This window comes from Clostridium sp. HGF2 (assembly GCF_964240115.1).
GTDB classification, from domain to species: domain Bacteria; phylum Bacillota_I; class Bacilli_A; order Erysipelotrichales; family Erysipelotrichaceae; genus Clostridium_AQ; species Clostridium_AQ innocuum.
Genome location: NZ_CAXSSO010000002.1, coordinates 476,935 through 492,437, shown reverse-complemented (window position 1 = coordinate 492,437; position 15,503 = coordinate 476,935). Strand labels below are relative to the sequence as shown.

General features: G+C 43.4%; 16 protein-coding genes and 1 tRNA gene. 7 read left to right on the top strand and 10 right to left on the bottom strand.

Features of this window, described 5'->3' with window-relative positions; genetic code table 11:
* Window positions 1-80: 80 nt before the first annotated feature.
* The 3 genes from ACESPQ_RS06155 to ACESPQ_RS06145 all read right to left on the bottom strand — a co-directional run bounded on the left by ACESPQ_RS06155 (window position 81) and on the right by ACESPQ_RS06145 (window position 2,471).
* Window positions 81-878, bottom strand: a complete 798-nt coding sequence (locus ACESPQ_RS06155) for a ZIP family metal transporter (protein WP_002608328.1) — start codon at window positions 876-878, stop codon at window positions 81-83.
* A 337-nt stretch (window positions 879-1,215) separates the two neighbouring features.
* Entirely contained in the window at window positions 1,216-1,713 is a 498-nt protein-coding gene (locus tag ACESPQ_RS06150) for a PocR ligand-binding domain-containing protein (RefSeq protein WP_002608327.1), read from the bottom strand.
* An 83-nt stretch (window positions 1,714-1,796) separates the two neighbouring features.
* Window positions 1,797-2,471 carry an MBL fold metallo-hydrolase gene (locus tag ACESPQ_RS06145; protein ID WP_257334302.1) on the bottom strand — a complete coding sequence of 225 codons (675 nt, stop codon included), beginning with the start codon at window positions 2,469-2,471 and terminating at the stop codon, window positions 1,797-1,799.
* A gap of 132 nt (window positions 2,472-2,603) precedes the next feature.
* Between ACESPQ_RS06145 and ACESPQ_RS06140 the strand changes: the two genes are divergently transcribed.
* Complete coding sequence (locus tag ACESPQ_RS06140; RefSeq protein WP_002608325.1) at window positions 2,604-3,107, top strand: flavin reductase family protein; 504 nt, start codon at window positions 2,604-2,606, stop codon at window positions 3,105-3,107.
* 525 nt (window positions 3,108-3,632) lie between these two features.
* On the opposite strand, the gene ACESPQ_RS06135 is transcribed toward ACESPQ_RS06140, so the two are convergent.
* A complete protein-coding gene (locus ACESPQ_RS06135; RefSeq protein WP_002608324.1) occupies window positions 3,633-3,866 on the bottom strand; it encodes a hypothetical protein in 234 nt (77 codons plus the stop codon).
* Between the two features lie 60 nt (window positions 3,867-3,926).
* Entirely contained in the window at window positions 3,927-4,934 is a 1,008-nt protein-coding gene (locus ACESPQ_RS06130) for a hypothetical protein (protein ID WP_373144079.1), read from the bottom strand.
* A 396-nt stretch (window positions 4,935-5,330) separates the two neighbouring features.
* On the opposite strand from ACESPQ_RS06130, the gene ACESPQ_RS06125 reads away from it, so the two are divergent.
* A complete protein-coding gene (locus ACESPQ_RS06125; protein WP_002608322.1) occupies window positions 5,331-5,894 on the top strand; it encodes a hypothetical protein in 564 nt (187 codons plus the stop codon).
* On the opposite strand, the gene ACESPQ_RS06120 is transcribed toward ACESPQ_RS06125, so the two are convergent.
* Window positions 5,857-6,213, bottom strand: a complete 357-nt coding sequence (locus ACESPQ_RS06120; protein ID WP_373144078.1) for a hypothetical protein — start codon at window positions 6,211-6,213, stop codon at window positions 5,857-5,859. The genes ACESPQ_RS06125 and ACESPQ_RS06120 overlap by 38 nt on opposite strands.
* A 92-nt stretch (window positions 6,214-6,305) precedes the next feature.
* Here ACESPQ_RS06120 and fumC point away from each other — a divergent pair, with 92 nt between their 5' ends.
* Window positions 6,306-7,670: a class II fumarate hydratase gene (fumC, locus tag ACESPQ_RS06115; protein ID WP_257337710.1), complete on the top strand. Its 1,365-nt coding sequence runs from the start codon at window positions 6,306-6,308 to the stop codon at window positions 7,668-7,670.
* Window positions 7,671-7,884: 214 nt separating this feature from the next.
* Here the strand turns inward: fumC and ACESPQ_RS06110 are convergent, their stop codons facing one another.
* Entirely contained in the window at window positions 7,885-9,057 is a 1,173-nt protein-coding gene (locus ACESPQ_RS06110; protein WP_002608319.1) for an NAD(P)-dependent malic enzyme, read from the bottom strand.
* Window positions 9,058-9,236: 179 nt separating this feature from the next.
* On the opposite strand from ACESPQ_RS06110, the gene ACESPQ_RS06105 reads away from it, so the two are divergent.
* A complete protein-coding gene (locus ACESPQ_RS06105) occupies window positions 9,237-10,121 on the top strand; it encodes a metallophosphoesterase family protein (protein WP_373144077.1) in 885 nt (294 codons plus the stop codon).
* Here ACESPQ_RS06105 and ACESPQ_RS06100 read toward each other — a convergent pair.
* The 3 genes from ACESPQ_RS06100 to ACESPQ_RS06090 all read right to left on the bottom strand — a co-directional run bounded on the left by ACESPQ_RS06100 (window position 10,081) and on the right by ACESPQ_RS06090 (window position 12,240).
* Window positions 10,081-10,296, bottom strand: coding sequence for a hypothetical protein (locus ACESPQ_RS06100; protein WP_002608317.1), 216 nt, complete (start codon window positions 10,294-10,296; stop codon window positions 10,081-10,083). The two genes, ACESPQ_RS06105 and ACESPQ_RS06100, sit on opposite strands and share 41 nt — an antisense overlap.
* Before the next feature lie 89 nt (window positions 10,297-10,385).
* Complete coding sequence (locus tag ACESPQ_RS06095) at window positions 10,386-10,916, bottom strand: DUF1836 domain-containing protein (protein ID WP_009587840.1); 531 nt, start codon at window positions 10,914-10,916, stop codon at window positions 10,386-10,388.
* A 328-nt stretch (window positions 10,917-11,244) separates the two neighbouring features.
* Window positions 11,245-12,240, bottom strand: coding sequence for an asparaginase (locus ACESPQ_RS06090; protein WP_109770389.1), 996 nt, complete (start codon window positions 12,238-12,240; stop codon window positions 11,245-11,247).
* A 214-nt stretch (window positions 12,241-12,454) separates the two neighbouring features.
* Between ACESPQ_RS06090 and ACESPQ_RS06085 the strand changes: the two genes are divergently transcribed.
* From ACESPQ_RS06085 to ACESPQ_RS06075, 3 genes are all read left to right on the top strand, one after another.
* Window positions 12,455-12,530 (top strand) — tRNA-Glu (locus ACESPQ_RS06085).
* A gap of 391 nt (window positions 12,531-12,921) precedes the next feature.
* Window positions 12,922-13,083, top strand: a complete 162-nt coding sequence (locus tag ACESPQ_RS06080; RefSeq protein WP_373144121.1) for a helix-turn-helix domain-containing protein — start codon at window positions 12,922-12,924, stop codon at window positions 13,081-13,083.
* Window positions 13,084-14,300: 1,217 nt separating this feature from the next.
* Entirely contained in the window at window positions 14,301-15,503 is a 1,203-nt protein-coding gene (locus ACESPQ_RS06075) for a class I SAM-dependent rRNA methyltransferase (protein ID WP_118002064.1), read from the top strand.

Sequence of the window (15,503 nt, the reverse complement as noted above, 5' to 3'; positions counted from 1 at the left end):
ACAGTACAAAGAAAAACGGGTCAGTGCGACCCGTTTTTGCTGTTTTTTCTTCAGGACCCTACGATAATTTAGAAATCGTTTTATCCCAAGGCAACATCCATGATCATCATAATCAGAAACCCGATCATGACACCGTAGGTCCCGGCATGGGAGTGCGCATCCAGATTTGCTTCCGGAATCAGCTCCTCCACCACCACATAAATCATTGCCCCTGCCGCAAAGGACAGCAGCCATGGCATGGCAATGGTGGCCCCGCCGACGATAGCAACCGTAGCGATTCCTGCAATCGGCTCCACGATACCGCTCAATGCGCCGTAAAGAAATGCTTTCGCACGCGAGCAGCCCTCCTTGTACAGCGGTAAGGAGATGGCGGCACCCTCCGGAAAATTCTGCAGGCCGATTCCGATTGCCAATGCGACAGCGGCAGCCAATGTTGTAGAGGCCCCCGCCGATGTGGATAAGGCAAAGGACAGACCGACTGCCATGCCCTCGGGAATGTTATGCAGCGTAACGGCAAATACCAGCATCGTCGTCCTCTTCAGGGAGCTTTTCGGTCCCTCGGGTTCATCGCTTCCCGGATGCAGATGCGGCAGCGCCTTATCCAGTGCCAGCAGAAACAGACCGCCTAACACAAAGCCGCCGCCTGCCGGAAGCCATTCCGGTATTCCCAGTTCTTTTGCCTGTTCCATGCTGGGAATCAAAAGACTCCAGACAGAAGCCGCAATCATCACACCTGCCGCAAAGCCGAGAAAGGCAGACTGCATTCCCTTCTTCATCTCCTTGCGGATCAAAAAGATTGTCGCAGCGCCCAGGGCAGTCATCAAAAATGTGAACCCGGTTCCAATCGCTGCCAGTATATATGGATTTGTAATTGTCATAAAATCACCCTCTTCTCTATTATTGTAGCTGTCTTTATTATAAAGGATACACTTTCTTTTCGCCATTCATATGTCTCGGGAATCCTGCGATTCATATCAAAATGCTTTCTTATGCCATATTTCCCATATATTCCATAGAGCAATTGACACTAAGCAATAAAACAGCCAAGCTTGAAGGATGCGTAATTTCTTATCAGAAATGGACAGGATACATCTCATAAAGTCAAAAAAGGAATCGATATCATCGAAACGGTATCGATCCCTTTTGCATGTATGTTTATCCCTTCAGCGATTCCCTGACTGAACATACACGCTTCCATTGTATGAAAATATAACGCTACGCCTGCTTTTCCGCCATGGCAAAGTGATAGGACAACAAATCCTTTAACAGCTCAATCGAAGCATTCATCTGATCCTCATCCATCGTCTGAATGACCTTAAAATTCTTCAGCAGCATACTCTCATCCAGCTGATACTCCCTGCTTAGATATTTTGCCCATTTATCAGCATCCTCCATCTGTTTCATGGCGAGAACACCTTCACTGACGATAACACAGTGGAAATCTCCACGCTGTACCGGTACCGCCCATTTGATGAGACCTGCATGACAGGAATACACACATTCATGATCGATTTTTCTCGCATTCTCATATGTTTCCTCTGTACATTCCTCACACTTTTTCAAAGCCTTACTGCTGGATTTCAAACACTTGCAGAAATAATTTTTCTCCGAAGCACTCTGAATTACCGTATTGTCATATACCACATAGCTGCGCAGTCCGGTAATATTCTGATAATCCTTTAAGGCATGTTTGATGATTTCTTTTGTTTCCATTATCCATACTCCCTTTTCTATTGTTTATATAGTACAATAGTAGCATACTTCAGAAAAAACTTCCACAGGAAGGTGAAGAAACCTTATACTTTTGTAAACGTTTCCAGTTCCTGGAATCCCAGCCAGAGCTGCATGGCTTCTATGTTCTGGATTTCTGAATGCCGCAGCCATGTAAAGACGGCAGTATCCTTCCAGAAATGCATCGGTACCAGAAGATCGCAGGAGGCATATTGAAGAAAAGCCCGGGCTCCTTTCAGCGCACGCTCCTTCAATCTGGGATCCACCGGTAGAAAGGCAACGTCAAAATGCATCCCTTTGATGCTTTGCAGCTCCCGGAAATAGCGCTCCTTCATCTCTGCATGTTCCTGCGGCGTATCTTCATCGCCCCAGTCCCACCAGTTGAGATCACCGGCGTGATAGATGCAATTGTCCTCAGCTGTCACCAGAAAGGCAACACCCTCATCCGTAGAAGCAAGCGTGCGCAGCTGCAGCTCATTCACTGTATAGCACTTCCCTGCTTCCACCTGTATATGGGGATGCGCAGCTGCGATATCACTGGATAAAATCCATGTAATAGACGGGTGCTTCAGCTTAAAAATCCTGGTGCTGTAGTGATCGGCATGCGCATGACTGGCAAACACATACAGTGGCTTGTCCTCTTTCATCCTCGGCAGCGTGCCCCTGTAATAGTCAAACAGCAGATAACAGCTATCCAGCTCCACCAGAAAGCAGCTGTGTGTAATATAGGTTATGTTCATAAACAGATTCCCTCTTTTCATAAGGCTATCATAATGCACACAGCGCAGCTTTGCAAGTGATTACCCGCTATATTCAACTTGTAAACGGAATCTGCATACACTATAATAATGGAAAAGAAAGGATCTGATATTATGGAGCTTAAAGAGATACAAACAAGTCAGCTGCACAGTGATGCGTTTACGATGATCGGAAAGGAATGGATGCTGGTCAGCGCCGAAAGGGACGGTATTGTGAATACGATGACAGCCTCCTGGGGAGGCATGGGAATTTTATGGAACAAGAAGGTTGCTTTCGTATTTCTGCGTCCGCAGCGCTATACCAAGGAATTTATTGATCAGAAAGACTGCTTTACCCTTTCCTTTTACGATGAGGAATACCGCAAAACACTTTCCTATCTTGGCACGGTCAGTGGCAGAGATGAGCAAAAGATAGAAAAAGCCGGTCTGCATACCGCATTCATAAACGATGCACCTTATTTCACAGAAGCAAACACGGTGCTTGTATGCCGCAAGCTGTATGCGCAGGAAATGCGGGAGGACTGCTTCCTGGATGCCGCCTTGATTGAAAAGAATTATCCGCAGAAGGATTATCATACCATGTATGTCGCAGAAATTGAGCACGTCTATCAAAAATAACAGTAATAAAAAGCAGAAAGTATAAAAAGAGAAACAGCCTCTTTTCCTTCCTGCTTCTTATCCGTGTTGGGAATATACGACAGCATGAAAGCTGGAATACAGGAGAGACCAAATCGGTTCTCAATTGTATGACAGCTTCTTTTTTATAGCTAATAAGCTATACATCCCCGATATGAAGGAACAGTATAGTTTACCGACTTTTTTCATCCTATCCGGATTCTTCCTTTTCAACCGATTTCAGCAATATAACCACCTGCTTATAAGGGAACATCGATTGCACATTGTGTATCATTGATAACAGGTGCACAATTCGTATAAGGATGCTATATGGTAATGGAAAATCCGTAAAGCCGCAATAAAATGAAGGAGCGGAAAATCTCCTGCCTCATAGAATTCACTCTTCCTTTTCGCTTGAATCCCACTGCGTGTAGGAATGTGCATAAAAAATGCTTTTTTGATCCTTTTCTTTCCATGGCATTCACCAGGAAAAGAAAAAACGATGCCATCAAGACATCGCAAAGCTTCTTACTGGTGTTCGATAATCACAACTTCCACTTTTTTCTCAGCCGGATGATAGTCGTAGGTGATTTTGGCAAGTCTGCTGTCACCAAGATGCTTTGTCAGCACCTCTGTGATATTCTGTGTCAGATGCTTCGTATCCTCTTCGCTGTCGCAGAAGTATTCGATCTGTGTTGTAATATGTTTTCTTGCGGACACATGTTTTGAAATCTCTTCCTGTAAACGCACTGTATGTTTCATAACCTATTTCTCCTTCATATTCCTTACTATCTTACCACGTTTTCATTATTAGAAAAAGTCCTAATTTTCGATAACGATGTCCTCCATAGTAAAAGATGCCTCCACGGAATTGAATTTGATGGTTCCTCGTGTAAAGTCAAAACAGGAATCGAACAGGTATCGATCGCCCTGATAGATGTTCACCTCATACAGCTCATACAGAAAGGATTCACTGGCCTGTGCATACAGATAACGCATGAGAACGGCAAGCTGCTTTTCATCAATAGCTTCCTTTACATCCATCCTTGCCTGCAGCGTATAGTCTTCCACATACGTATCCGTAAATGTGTAGGCTACCTGCGGCTTTTCGATATCCATTTCATACACCCCGTAGATTTTATTCTCACAGGAGGACAGATTTTCATCATAAATCAGATTCTCCGTTTTTGAATGGGAAGGCAGATTCAAATATCCCACCGGTTCTCCGTTCTTTATCAAATCCGTTTTCACAAAATACGGACTGTTATTTTCCACAATGACCGTCTGGACACCTTCGGCATATTCATAATCCTTTACCATACAGGTCAGGGAAACCTTCTCATCCACCTCATGCTTGGAAATATTTCCACTCACAAAGCTGTCACCAATGTCCTCATTGTCTGTGAATGTCGAAGGCTCATCGCGAAAGGAGGTCACAGCGACCACAGCAACCGCAACCACGATACCGATAATCAGCAGCAGGCTGAACAGCTGAACCAAACGGATATTTTTCTGCGTACCCCCTCCCTTGATATGCTCATAATACGGATGTCCACCCTTTTCCATGCGCAGGCGCAAATTCTTCGCATTGGGATGATTATAGCGGTGCTCCCTTACACGCTCACTGTCATCGATGCGCTCCTTCTTTTCTTCAAACACGCCACTCTCCGCTTTTTTCGTATCAGCCGTGGTACGATACTTTGCGGCATCATACAGCGTATCCTCCTGACGGGAAGCTTCGTTGTATACCTTTGTTTTCCTTCCGCAAATCGGACAATATTCATCATTGCACTTATTTCCGCAATCCTCACAAATCCGTTTTCTACTCATCCCCGATATCCTCTCTCTCTATCAAAAGCCTATGCTATCGCTTGTGCATACAGCATGCAGACTCTGTAAAAGCACTGGTAAACCTTTGTATAATTTTATCATATGTGGATAGGAAATAATAGAAATTTGTAAAAAAATCAGAGAGCACTATTAGCGGAATATTTACTACCTGTTACATTCAGTTTGGGAAGACCACTTCCGGGTATCTGTAGGATACTGCTTTGTATGCCACGCAGTCAGTATTTTTCGAAGGAATTCGCATATGATGGCATACCTTTGCGACTGTAAACACTTCTGTATAAGGAAAAGCATGGAGAATTTGTGCGTAAAATCTGTTTTTTACATTCATTTCAGTATATAATATAGATAAGAACTACACACGAGAGGAGAATTCATATGAAACAGGTTATGTATGGAATCGAAATTGCAGATGTAAATGATTTTGGAGGCTGGGTTGGATATGAGCCGGTGAGAGAGGATGTCGCAAAGACACTGAATCATCACATGTATCTGTTCTTTCAGAACGAATATCATATCAATCAGTTTGCCGAAGGTCGTAAATTTGTCATCAATGTCAAGGATGATTCTCTGGAAAAGGTGATTGGTAATGCGCGTATTCTAAAGGCTATCGTGGAATATGGTACCCCATTGAGTATGAACGGCTATGAAATCAGTGCTCCGGCTTATGCAAGAAATATTGTGAAACCGCTGAGTAGAGCAACCGGCTTTATTCCGGAAAACACCATCTACACATTCTCCGATGCACATTACAAGGACATGAAAACAGATTTCAATTTTATTTCCGATCTTATGACACGTACATCCATTGAGGCTGTGGATATTCTGCTGGGCAGCATTTCCTTTGTGAATAAGAATCTGCTGTATCATTATCCGCATTATTTCATTATCGGTGACAGTCAAATCAAGGTACTGGATGACGATTATCAGATTGGCGGTTAAACGGGCTATGGCCCGTTTTATATTGAAAGGATGGATTTGATATGAACAGCGCGACAATCCGTACAGCGATTGCATCCATGGTTCTCGGCATTGTTTCTGTATCATTCTGTGTGCCTGCTATCCTGTTTTCCTTTTTCCGGTAGCTGCCGGGAATGCTGATTGTGCTTGTTTCTCTGGCTTGCGGAATTCTGGCTATTGTCATGGGAGCCAGAGCCAGGGTGCTACGTCCGGCAGGCAGAGCGATTGCCGGTCTGGTGCTGGGCATCATCGGTACCAGTATTTCGGGACTTCTGCTTCTCTGTCTTTTACTTTTGTGCATAGCTTTCTGAGCCGCTCTTTCCTGTCCGGCTCTTTTTTTTCATACCGGAACATGATAAAATCAGTGTAGAGATAAAAAGGAGAGTGCGTCTTATGAAAACACGAATGGAACATGATTCCATGGGTGAAATCGCTGTGGAGGAAGATAAATACTGGGGAGCCCAGACACAGCGCAGCTATGAGAATTTCAAAATCGGGGATGAGAAAATCCCTCTGAGCATGATCTGTGCCTTTGCACATCTGAAGCTGGCCTGCGCAAAGGTCAACTATGAGCTTGGCCGTATGGAGGAGCGTAAGCTGGATGCGATTGCCACTGCCTGTGATGAGATTTTATGCGGCAGACTGGATGCCCACTTCCCACTTTCTGTCTGGCAGACAGGAAGTGGAACACAGAGCAATATGAATGTAAATGAGGTCATTGCCAATCGCGGAAATGAAATTGCAAGGGAACAGCTGCTGCATCCAAATGACGATGTGAATAAGGGACAAAGTTCCAATGACACGTTCCCTACTGCTATGCATATCGCAGCGATTGAAGCACTACGTAAACAGCTAATGCCCCAGCTGGAGGAAATGATTCATGCTTTAAAGCGTCTGGAAAAAGAGAATCAGCATATCATCAAAATCGGACGTACACACCTGCAGGATGCGACACCACTGCGCTTTTCACAGGAAATCAGCGGATGGAGAGGCATGCTGGAGAACAATATCGATATGCTGCAAAAGGCAATTGATTCCCTGCGTAAGCTTGCCATTGGAGGGACGGCAGTCGGTACCGGACTGAATACCCCGCAGGGATTCGGCGATCTCGTCTGTGAAAGGCTGAGCGATCAGCTGGCTACTCAATTTATCAGCGACCCGAACAAATTCCACGCTCTGTCTGCGAAGGATGATATCTGCTTCGCCCATGGTGCGCTGAAGGCACTGGCGGCAAACTGTATGAAGATGGCAAATGATGTACGCTGGCTGGCAAGCGGTCCGCGTTGTGGTCTGCAGGAAATTCGGATACCGGAAAATGAGCCAGGAAGCAGCATTATGCCGGGAAAGGTAAATCCGACACAATGTGAAGCGATGACCATGGTAGCCGTACAGGTCATGGGAAATGATGCGGCCATCGGCTTTGCGGCCAGTCAGGGAAATTTTGAGCTGAATGTCTTCATGCCGGTAATCATTTATAACTTCCTGCAATCCATCACCCTGCTCAGTGACGGTCTGCGCAGCTTCCGCATCCACTGTGTAGAGGGTATCCGGGCAAACGAAGAAAAAATGGCGGAATATCTGCAGCATTCACTGATGCTCGTTACTGCTCTGAATCCGCATATTGGCTATGAGAATGCCGCAAAAACAGCAAAAAAAGCCTATCAGGATGGGATATCCTTAAAAGAAGCCTGTGTGGCACTCGGCTTTTTGAGTGCGGAAGAATTTGATGCCTATGTCATAGCAGAAAACATGGTATAATATTTTTTACATAACATACAGATAGAAAAAGAACTCCGCAATCAGGCTGATAGGAGCTCTTTTTTTATGATAGAAATAGAAAACGCAGGCTGAGCTTTACAGATGAAGGCTTATTCTCCCATATCCGTCGGACGGCACGCTCCCTCCACCTGCTTACCAAAGAAAAATACGGCGATTTCTATACTTCATACTGGTCACCGTATTCTCTATTCAATTATATGCGCGCTACACCGCTTTCCCTTGCCGCCTGTGCAACAGCTTCGGCTATAACAGCACCCACCTCTTTATTCAAAGCGCTTGGGATAATATAATCTACGCTCAGCTCTTCATCACTTACCAAGGAAGCGATTGCATATGCAGCAGCAACCTTCATTTCCTCATTGATATCGCTTGCACGAACATCCAGAGCACCGCGGAAAATGCCGGGGAATGCCAGAACGTTATTGATCTGATTAGCAAAGTCACTGCGGCCTGTTCCCACGACGAAGGCTCCGGCATGCTTTGCCTTATCCGGCATGATTTCCGGTACCGGATTTGCCATCGGCAGGACAATGGATTTCTCATTCATGCTGGCTACCATAGCCTCACTCACCACATCCGGGGCAGATACACCGATAAAGATATCGCTCCCCTTCATGGCATCCGCAAGACTTCCCTTCAGCATTCCCTTGTTCGTCAGCTCGGCAATCTCCTTCTTGCCCGCATTCATGCCTTCTCTTCCCTTATAAACACTACCCTTGGAATCACACAAAATAACGTCACCGAACTTCATATTCAGCAGCAGTCTGGCAATCGCGATACCGGCAGAGCCTGCACCGTTAATGACGATACGTAAATCCCCCATGTTTTTACCTGTCAGCTTCACTGCATTCAACAAAGCAGCTGCGGTAACGATGGCAGTTCCATGCTGATCATCATGGAATACCGGAATATCACACAGCTCCTTCAGCTTCGCCTCGATTTCAAAACAGCGCGGTGCTGCGATATCTTCCAGATTGATGCCGCCAAAGCTGCCGGATAAAAGGGCAATTGTATGTACGATTTCATCCACATCCTTGCTTTTGATGCATAAAGGGATTGCGTTCACACCGCCAAACTCCTTAAACAGAACACATTTCCCCTCCATGACCGGCATCCCTGCCTCCGGTCCGATATCTCCCAAGCCGAGAACCGCCGTCCCGTCAGTTACAACCGCTACCAGATTTCCACGTCCGGTCAGCTCATAGCTTTTGTTGATGTCCTTTTCGATTTCCAGACAGGGAGCAGCAACTCCCGGTGTATACGCCAGACTCAGATCATCCTTGGTGTTGATTTCCATTTTGGGATTGACATCCAGCTTTCCTTTCCACTCTGCATGCAGACGCAGCGCTTCTTTTGCATAATCCATCTTCGCATACCTCAACTTTCTTTTTCGTTCAGTATTATAGTATCACAAGCGAAAAAAGATATAAACAGAAATTGTGATTTTCAGCGGTGGAAAAGCTGTTCGACAGCTGTAATTCTTTTTCTCTATGCGTTATAGAAGAGCGTTTTCTGTCCACAATATACAGCAGGAGGAGATTTGCTATGGATAAAAAAAGAACGGCCTTTGCCAATCGGATCTGCAACGAAAAAAGCTATCTGCAAATGGAGCTGCTGTCAGATTTGCACATCGCTTTCCCCAGACAGAATGAAAAGCTGGAAGCCGCATTGGAGGATATATGGAAGCGCAAGGTTCGCCATGTGGCAATTTGCGGTGATCTGACAAATAACGGCTATCCGTTTCAGATGAAACAGGTGCTTACGCAGCTGCAGGAATTCCCGATTCATATTCTGCCTGCATTGGGTAACCACGATCTCTATAATCTGTTTTCACGCACACAAAACCGCATTCATCCGGAATACCGGAAGCTGCTGCCACGACATGCGGAAAGTATTTATTTTGACCGGTATGTAGAAGGCGTCCATTTTTATATTTTGAATAGTGAGCGGCCAAGCAAGAACGATATGATTCTCACCAAAAAGCAGGTGGACTGGCTGTTAAACGGATTAAAGCAGGATGATAAAAACAAGCCGGTATGCATCATCGCACACCAGCCGCTGCAGGATACCCATGTTATGAGTGAAGATCATACCGGTACGCAGCAGCACCTGCAGGTGGACATGCTGAAGGATGTACATCCTCATATCATTTTCATCAGCGGACATCTGCACAACAGCTTCGCCCTATGCGAGGTTCTGGCAAGACGCAATCTGTTTTTGATCAATCTGCCTTCCTTCGTACGTATAGAGCACGGGGATTCACAGGATCAGATCGGTTTCCAGCTTCGTTTTTATGCGGATTTTCTGTATCTGCGGACACGGAATTATAAAACCCGGTGCTGGATCGTTTCCCATGAATATATTCTCGATATGAAAACGAGTGAGGTCATCAGCTTTGATGCGGATCTTCTGCCATCAGAACCTTTGTAAATATAATCAGGAAAAAAGCATACAATACAGCCGCCAGTCCGATAAAAAAGGTGACGGCCAGACTCAAAAGCGGCAGGATCCACAGCAAATTCTGTCGTTTTTGTATCAGATAATATTGTATCAGCAAAGCGGAAGCAGGAAGCAGCAGCCAGGCAATCACAAGCAGTTCGTTCATTTGGTATCCCTCTTGCTATACTATATGCGGCTGATGGAAGGAAATAAACAAAAAATAAAAAAGCTTCCACATGTTACTGTGAAAGCCGCCTATGTATCGGATTCCTCCTGTATCATAATCTGGGGATGCTCCAGCTCGTGCCGTACATAAATCGTGTACGCCACAGCCTGCACGGTATTACGAATCAGGTCGACCACAAGACTTCCCTCATCATCACTTGGCGCATGATGCACTTTTTTATGGGCGAAAATGCATTTCAGACAGCATTCCAGCTCAGCACAGAAATAGTTATAAGCCTGATCAATGGGATATTTGTAAATCTGCACACGAATCAGCTTGCTGATTTCATCCATGCGATACACCATCTTTAAGATACAGACCACCATCAGATAGGCAACGTGGTTCTTCGTATATTTCTTTTTGACGGGCGGGGAAACGATTCCGTGCTTCACATAATTATTGATCATGGTGGAGGTTACCATCTTTTCCTGATCCTTCGCATGAAACGGCTTCAGATATTCATTTAACAGGGTTACGACCTGATCCATATATAAATCCATATCCGGCAGTTCTTCCCAGCGGGGGCAATGAAACGCCGGTGCTTTTCTTTTCTCTATCATCATTATCACCAAGCATATCGTAGCATTCTGTCAATGAATTGTCAACTAATATATTGTACCAGTTTATATGTTTTTCAATACTAAATGATACCAATCCTTATATTTTAGCTTACTATAGCTGAAAACCGATAAAATAAGGGAAATTCAGCTCATACTCCCCTGCGACAGCCATCCTTTTATCAAACAGAAAGAAGCAATATAAAAGGCCGGTCTCTGCTTTCATGTTGTTTGCCAGACATAAAAAACAGAAGCCTTCAACCAGCTACGGGTCATCGATTGATAACAGCTTCTGTTTAACATGAATCCTTAAGCAAAACAGCACACAGGCCTATGGCAATGTTATCTCATTGACATAATTGGTTTCAAATATCCGCTTTACTTCCTTTGTATCCGTACTTTTTCCCAATGCCCACATCAGCTTGGTAACACAGGCCTCGCTTGTCATATCATAGCCCTGAATCACGCCGTGCTGCAATACCTTCTGACCAGTCTGATAGATAGAGAAGTCACTGTATTCGTAAAGACACTGACTGCATACGACTACACTGATTCCGCGGGCGACGATTTCTTCCAGCTTGCTGATCAAATCACGACGCACAAAATTGATTCCACCGGCACCAAAGGCTTCGATGACGATACCGCGGATATCCATTTCCGCCAGCTTGTCGAACAGCAGCGGGTTCATGCCCGGTATCAGCTTAATCAGCACGACCTCCTTACACAGATCATCCTCTAAAGCAAACGCATTCGTTGGATGAATCAGCAGCTGCCTGTTTATACGCAGACCTCTGGCATCCACCAGTCCGCACGGCTCTATGTTTACACTCTCAAAGGCGTCGAAATTCATCGTTCGAACCTTAACAACACGTGTTGCCAGCATAATTTTTCTGTTAAAGCATACATAAACACCTTGCATATCCTCACATACAGCGGTAAATGCCACACGAATATTTTCCACACCGTCACTCAGCGGATGAAGCAGCGGCAGCTGACTTCCTGTTATGATCAGGGGTATGTCCAGATTGCGCAGCATGAAGGAAAGCGCCCCGGCTGTATAGGCCATCGTATCTGTACCATGACTCAGAACAATACCGTCATATCCGCTTTTCGCCTCTGCAATACGCCTTGCAATCAGCTGCCATTCCTCCGGCTGCATGTTACTGGAGTCCAGCCGCAGCAAATCCTCACAGGTTATTTCAATATCACCATGATGCTCACCGAGATAATGCAAAATTTCCTCGCTTGTCAGGGATGGCACCAGACCTTCTTCACTGGAGCTGGATGCGATGGTTCCACCGGTTGTTAAAAATAATATCTTTTTCATCTTCCTACCTCATTTATCTAACCGCATATATTATACGCGCTATTTCGATATATTGAAAAGCTTTATTTCTTTATAATTCTTATTCCTTACCAGATTAGTTTCTGCGATATTCTGCTTTTTATGTAAGCATTCATTTTTTTGTTTTTTTCAAAAAAAAGACTTGCGTACTAATTCTTCTTGTGGTATTATTAACTGGCATTCGCGATTAAATGATGGCGCGTTGGAGAAACGGTTAACTCACTTGCCTTTCACGCAAGCATTCACGGGTTCGAATCCCGTACGCGTCACCAATAGACAGATAAAGCCCTAAACAAGGGCTTTTTTACTGCTTATAACACGATTGACGAGTTTTTGACGATGGTTTTGAAATTTCAGTATCTTTATTTTTGTCAGAAGTCCTGAAAGTGTTTCTACCAAGCCCATAAATTTATCCTTTCTTTCGTTCGATAAAGCGTTATAAAACTTGATTTAAGCATCTCTATTGACAGCGTCAATATGCAAGCTTTCTCTGTTCATGATATGTCCTACCTCCTTGTAAATGAATTATTATAATTCATTTACTATATAGCCTAATTTTCGGCAATATTTGATATGATGATCTGCATTATAATCTATATTGGAATGAGGTGATTACATGATAAGTTATGAGCCACTGTGGAATACACTTAAAGAAAAGCATATATCGCAATACACCTTACCTTAATAAATAAGTATCATGTAAGCACTGGAACATTAGATGCATTTCGTAAAGGAAACAGTGTGACAATAAATACATTACATGACCTTTGTAAGATACTCGATTGTGATATACAGGATATAGTAACCTTTAGACCAGAAAAATGACCTCGCAAACAAAGGTCATTTTTATTTTATTAAAATGCTATTGTAATCATCTGGTTCACTTAGCTGTTGCTTATCATTGAGTTTTGCATTATCAGCTATTATTTTTATAACCTGTTCATATGTAAATCATCATTTTTCTTTAGATTCAATGGTATTATCATAAATCACAAGGTTGTGAAGCTCGTTCATAGTCAAATATAGCTCACAATATAAGAGTTATCTCTTGTGTTGAAAATAAATATGATGAGGTATACTGATTTATATCGCTTGTTAGAGTTTATTTAAGATATTTAAGCATACCTGAAGAAAGGTACATTACTTATGTCAATAGGGACAAACCAATGGTGTCTTAGTACGTTAAGCATCAATTAGGGCAGAGTTTATTAGTCGGTGATGCATGTAGCTTTGATTCCCGCACGCGTCATCAATGTACCCTATATCACGCATAAATTTGCATATTTTTCTAAGCGTTAATAATACCTTTAAGCTGTCATGAATTATCTATCTCAATCAAATAATAAAAGTGAAGCTTATTTGCCTTCTATACCTTATCATAGCTATGCTATAATAAAGATACACAAAGAAGTATCCTTATAATTACCTGAATACGATATGAATGAGTGAAAAGCGAGGGAGTTGTGCATGAAAAATGTCTATCAAAAATTTATATGCGCTGTGATTTTAATATGTTCACAAATATATATGCTGCTGTATGATGTAAAAGCTTCATTCGGTCTGATGGATTTATTTATCATATGTCTTTTCTACTATTTGCTCATGAAAAGAAAGATTGTCTTAAAGGATTATGTTGCATACGTGGGGCTGCTTGTGACCGGTATTGTACTATGCAGTATGTTTCATCCATCCAACATTTTAAGAACCGGTATTACAATGACCCTTGCACAGATATTTTTCATTGTAAGCAGTTATTTTGTGTATTGCAAAAAGCAGAACAAGGATCGTTATATAAAAAATGGTTTTATCCATAACGAGCATGATTAAATGTTTTTACCTTTCAATTGCAAGGATTATATCCTTTTCCCTTCAAATAAAGCATGCAAGAGGATGCTGTTATCTTATGATACGGAAACCTCTAATGTCTCTCTGGCTTTTTAAACAGAGAAATGACCATACACGGTAATACCTGCCGGCTTAGCATACAGCAGAAACGGAATATATGATATAATACAGGGGAATTGAAATAGTGAGGTATTTATATGAATAGAAATTATCCAAAGATTACAATAAGCGAAGAAGGAGAAAAGTGGCTGGACAACGGACAGATGTGGATGTATAAGAATAATGTTGTTAAGCTTTCTGAGGAAATAGAAAACGGTGCACTTGTTGACATCGTAACAACCAAGGATCGCTATCTTGGAACCGGCTTTCTGTCCAGAAACAGTCATATCACTGTAAGAATACTGTCAAAGGATACAGCAGATACATTTGACAGAGCATTTTTCAAAGAAAGAATCCAATTTGCGTATGCGTTTCGCAAAACGCTGGAAAGTAAGAATATAACCAACTGCCGCCTGATTTTCGGAGAAGCCGATCAGCTTCCCGGTCTTACAGTGGATCGCTATAATGATATTCTGGTATCACAGATCAGCTCCTATGGACTGGAACAGCGAAAGGATATGCTGTATGAGGTGCTGCTGGAAGTATTAAGAGAAGACGGACAGGATGTAAAAGGAATTTACGAACGCAATGATATCAGGGTGCGTGCCAAGGAAGGTCTGCCTCTGGAAAAGGGATACTGGAAGCAGATGAAGCTGCCAACCACAACCATCATTGATGAAAACGGATTAAAGCTTCATGTGGATGTTGAAAACGGACAGAAGACCGGATATTTTCTGGATCAGAAAGCCAACCGTGTTCTGCTTCGTGAAATGGCACATGGAAAACGTGTCATGGATTGCTTTTCGCATACCGGCGGCTTTGCATTAAATGCGGCGTATGGAAATGCCAGTCAGGTTGTCGCTGTCGATGTATCGCAGACTGCATTGGATCAGGCATATGCCAATGCAAAGCTGAATCATCTTGAAAACAGGATTTCTTTTGTGAAAGCGGATGTGTTCAAATACCTGGATACCTGTAAAGAGGGACAGTTCGACATTATTGTGCTGGATCCCCCTGCCTTCACAAAATCCAGAAGAACGATTGACCATGCTTACAGCGGCTATAAACGCATTAACAAACAGGCTATGATGCTGTTGGGAAGAGGCGGCTATCTCATCACCTGCAGCTGTTCCCGTTTTATGGAAATAGAAAATTTTGAAAAGATGCTGCGTGAATCTGCACAGGAAGCAGGAGTCACCCTGAAGCAGGTATCCGTTACACAGCAGAATCATGACCATCCTATCCTATGGACAATGGAAGAAACCTCGTATCTGAAGTTTTATATTTTCCAGATTGTTTAA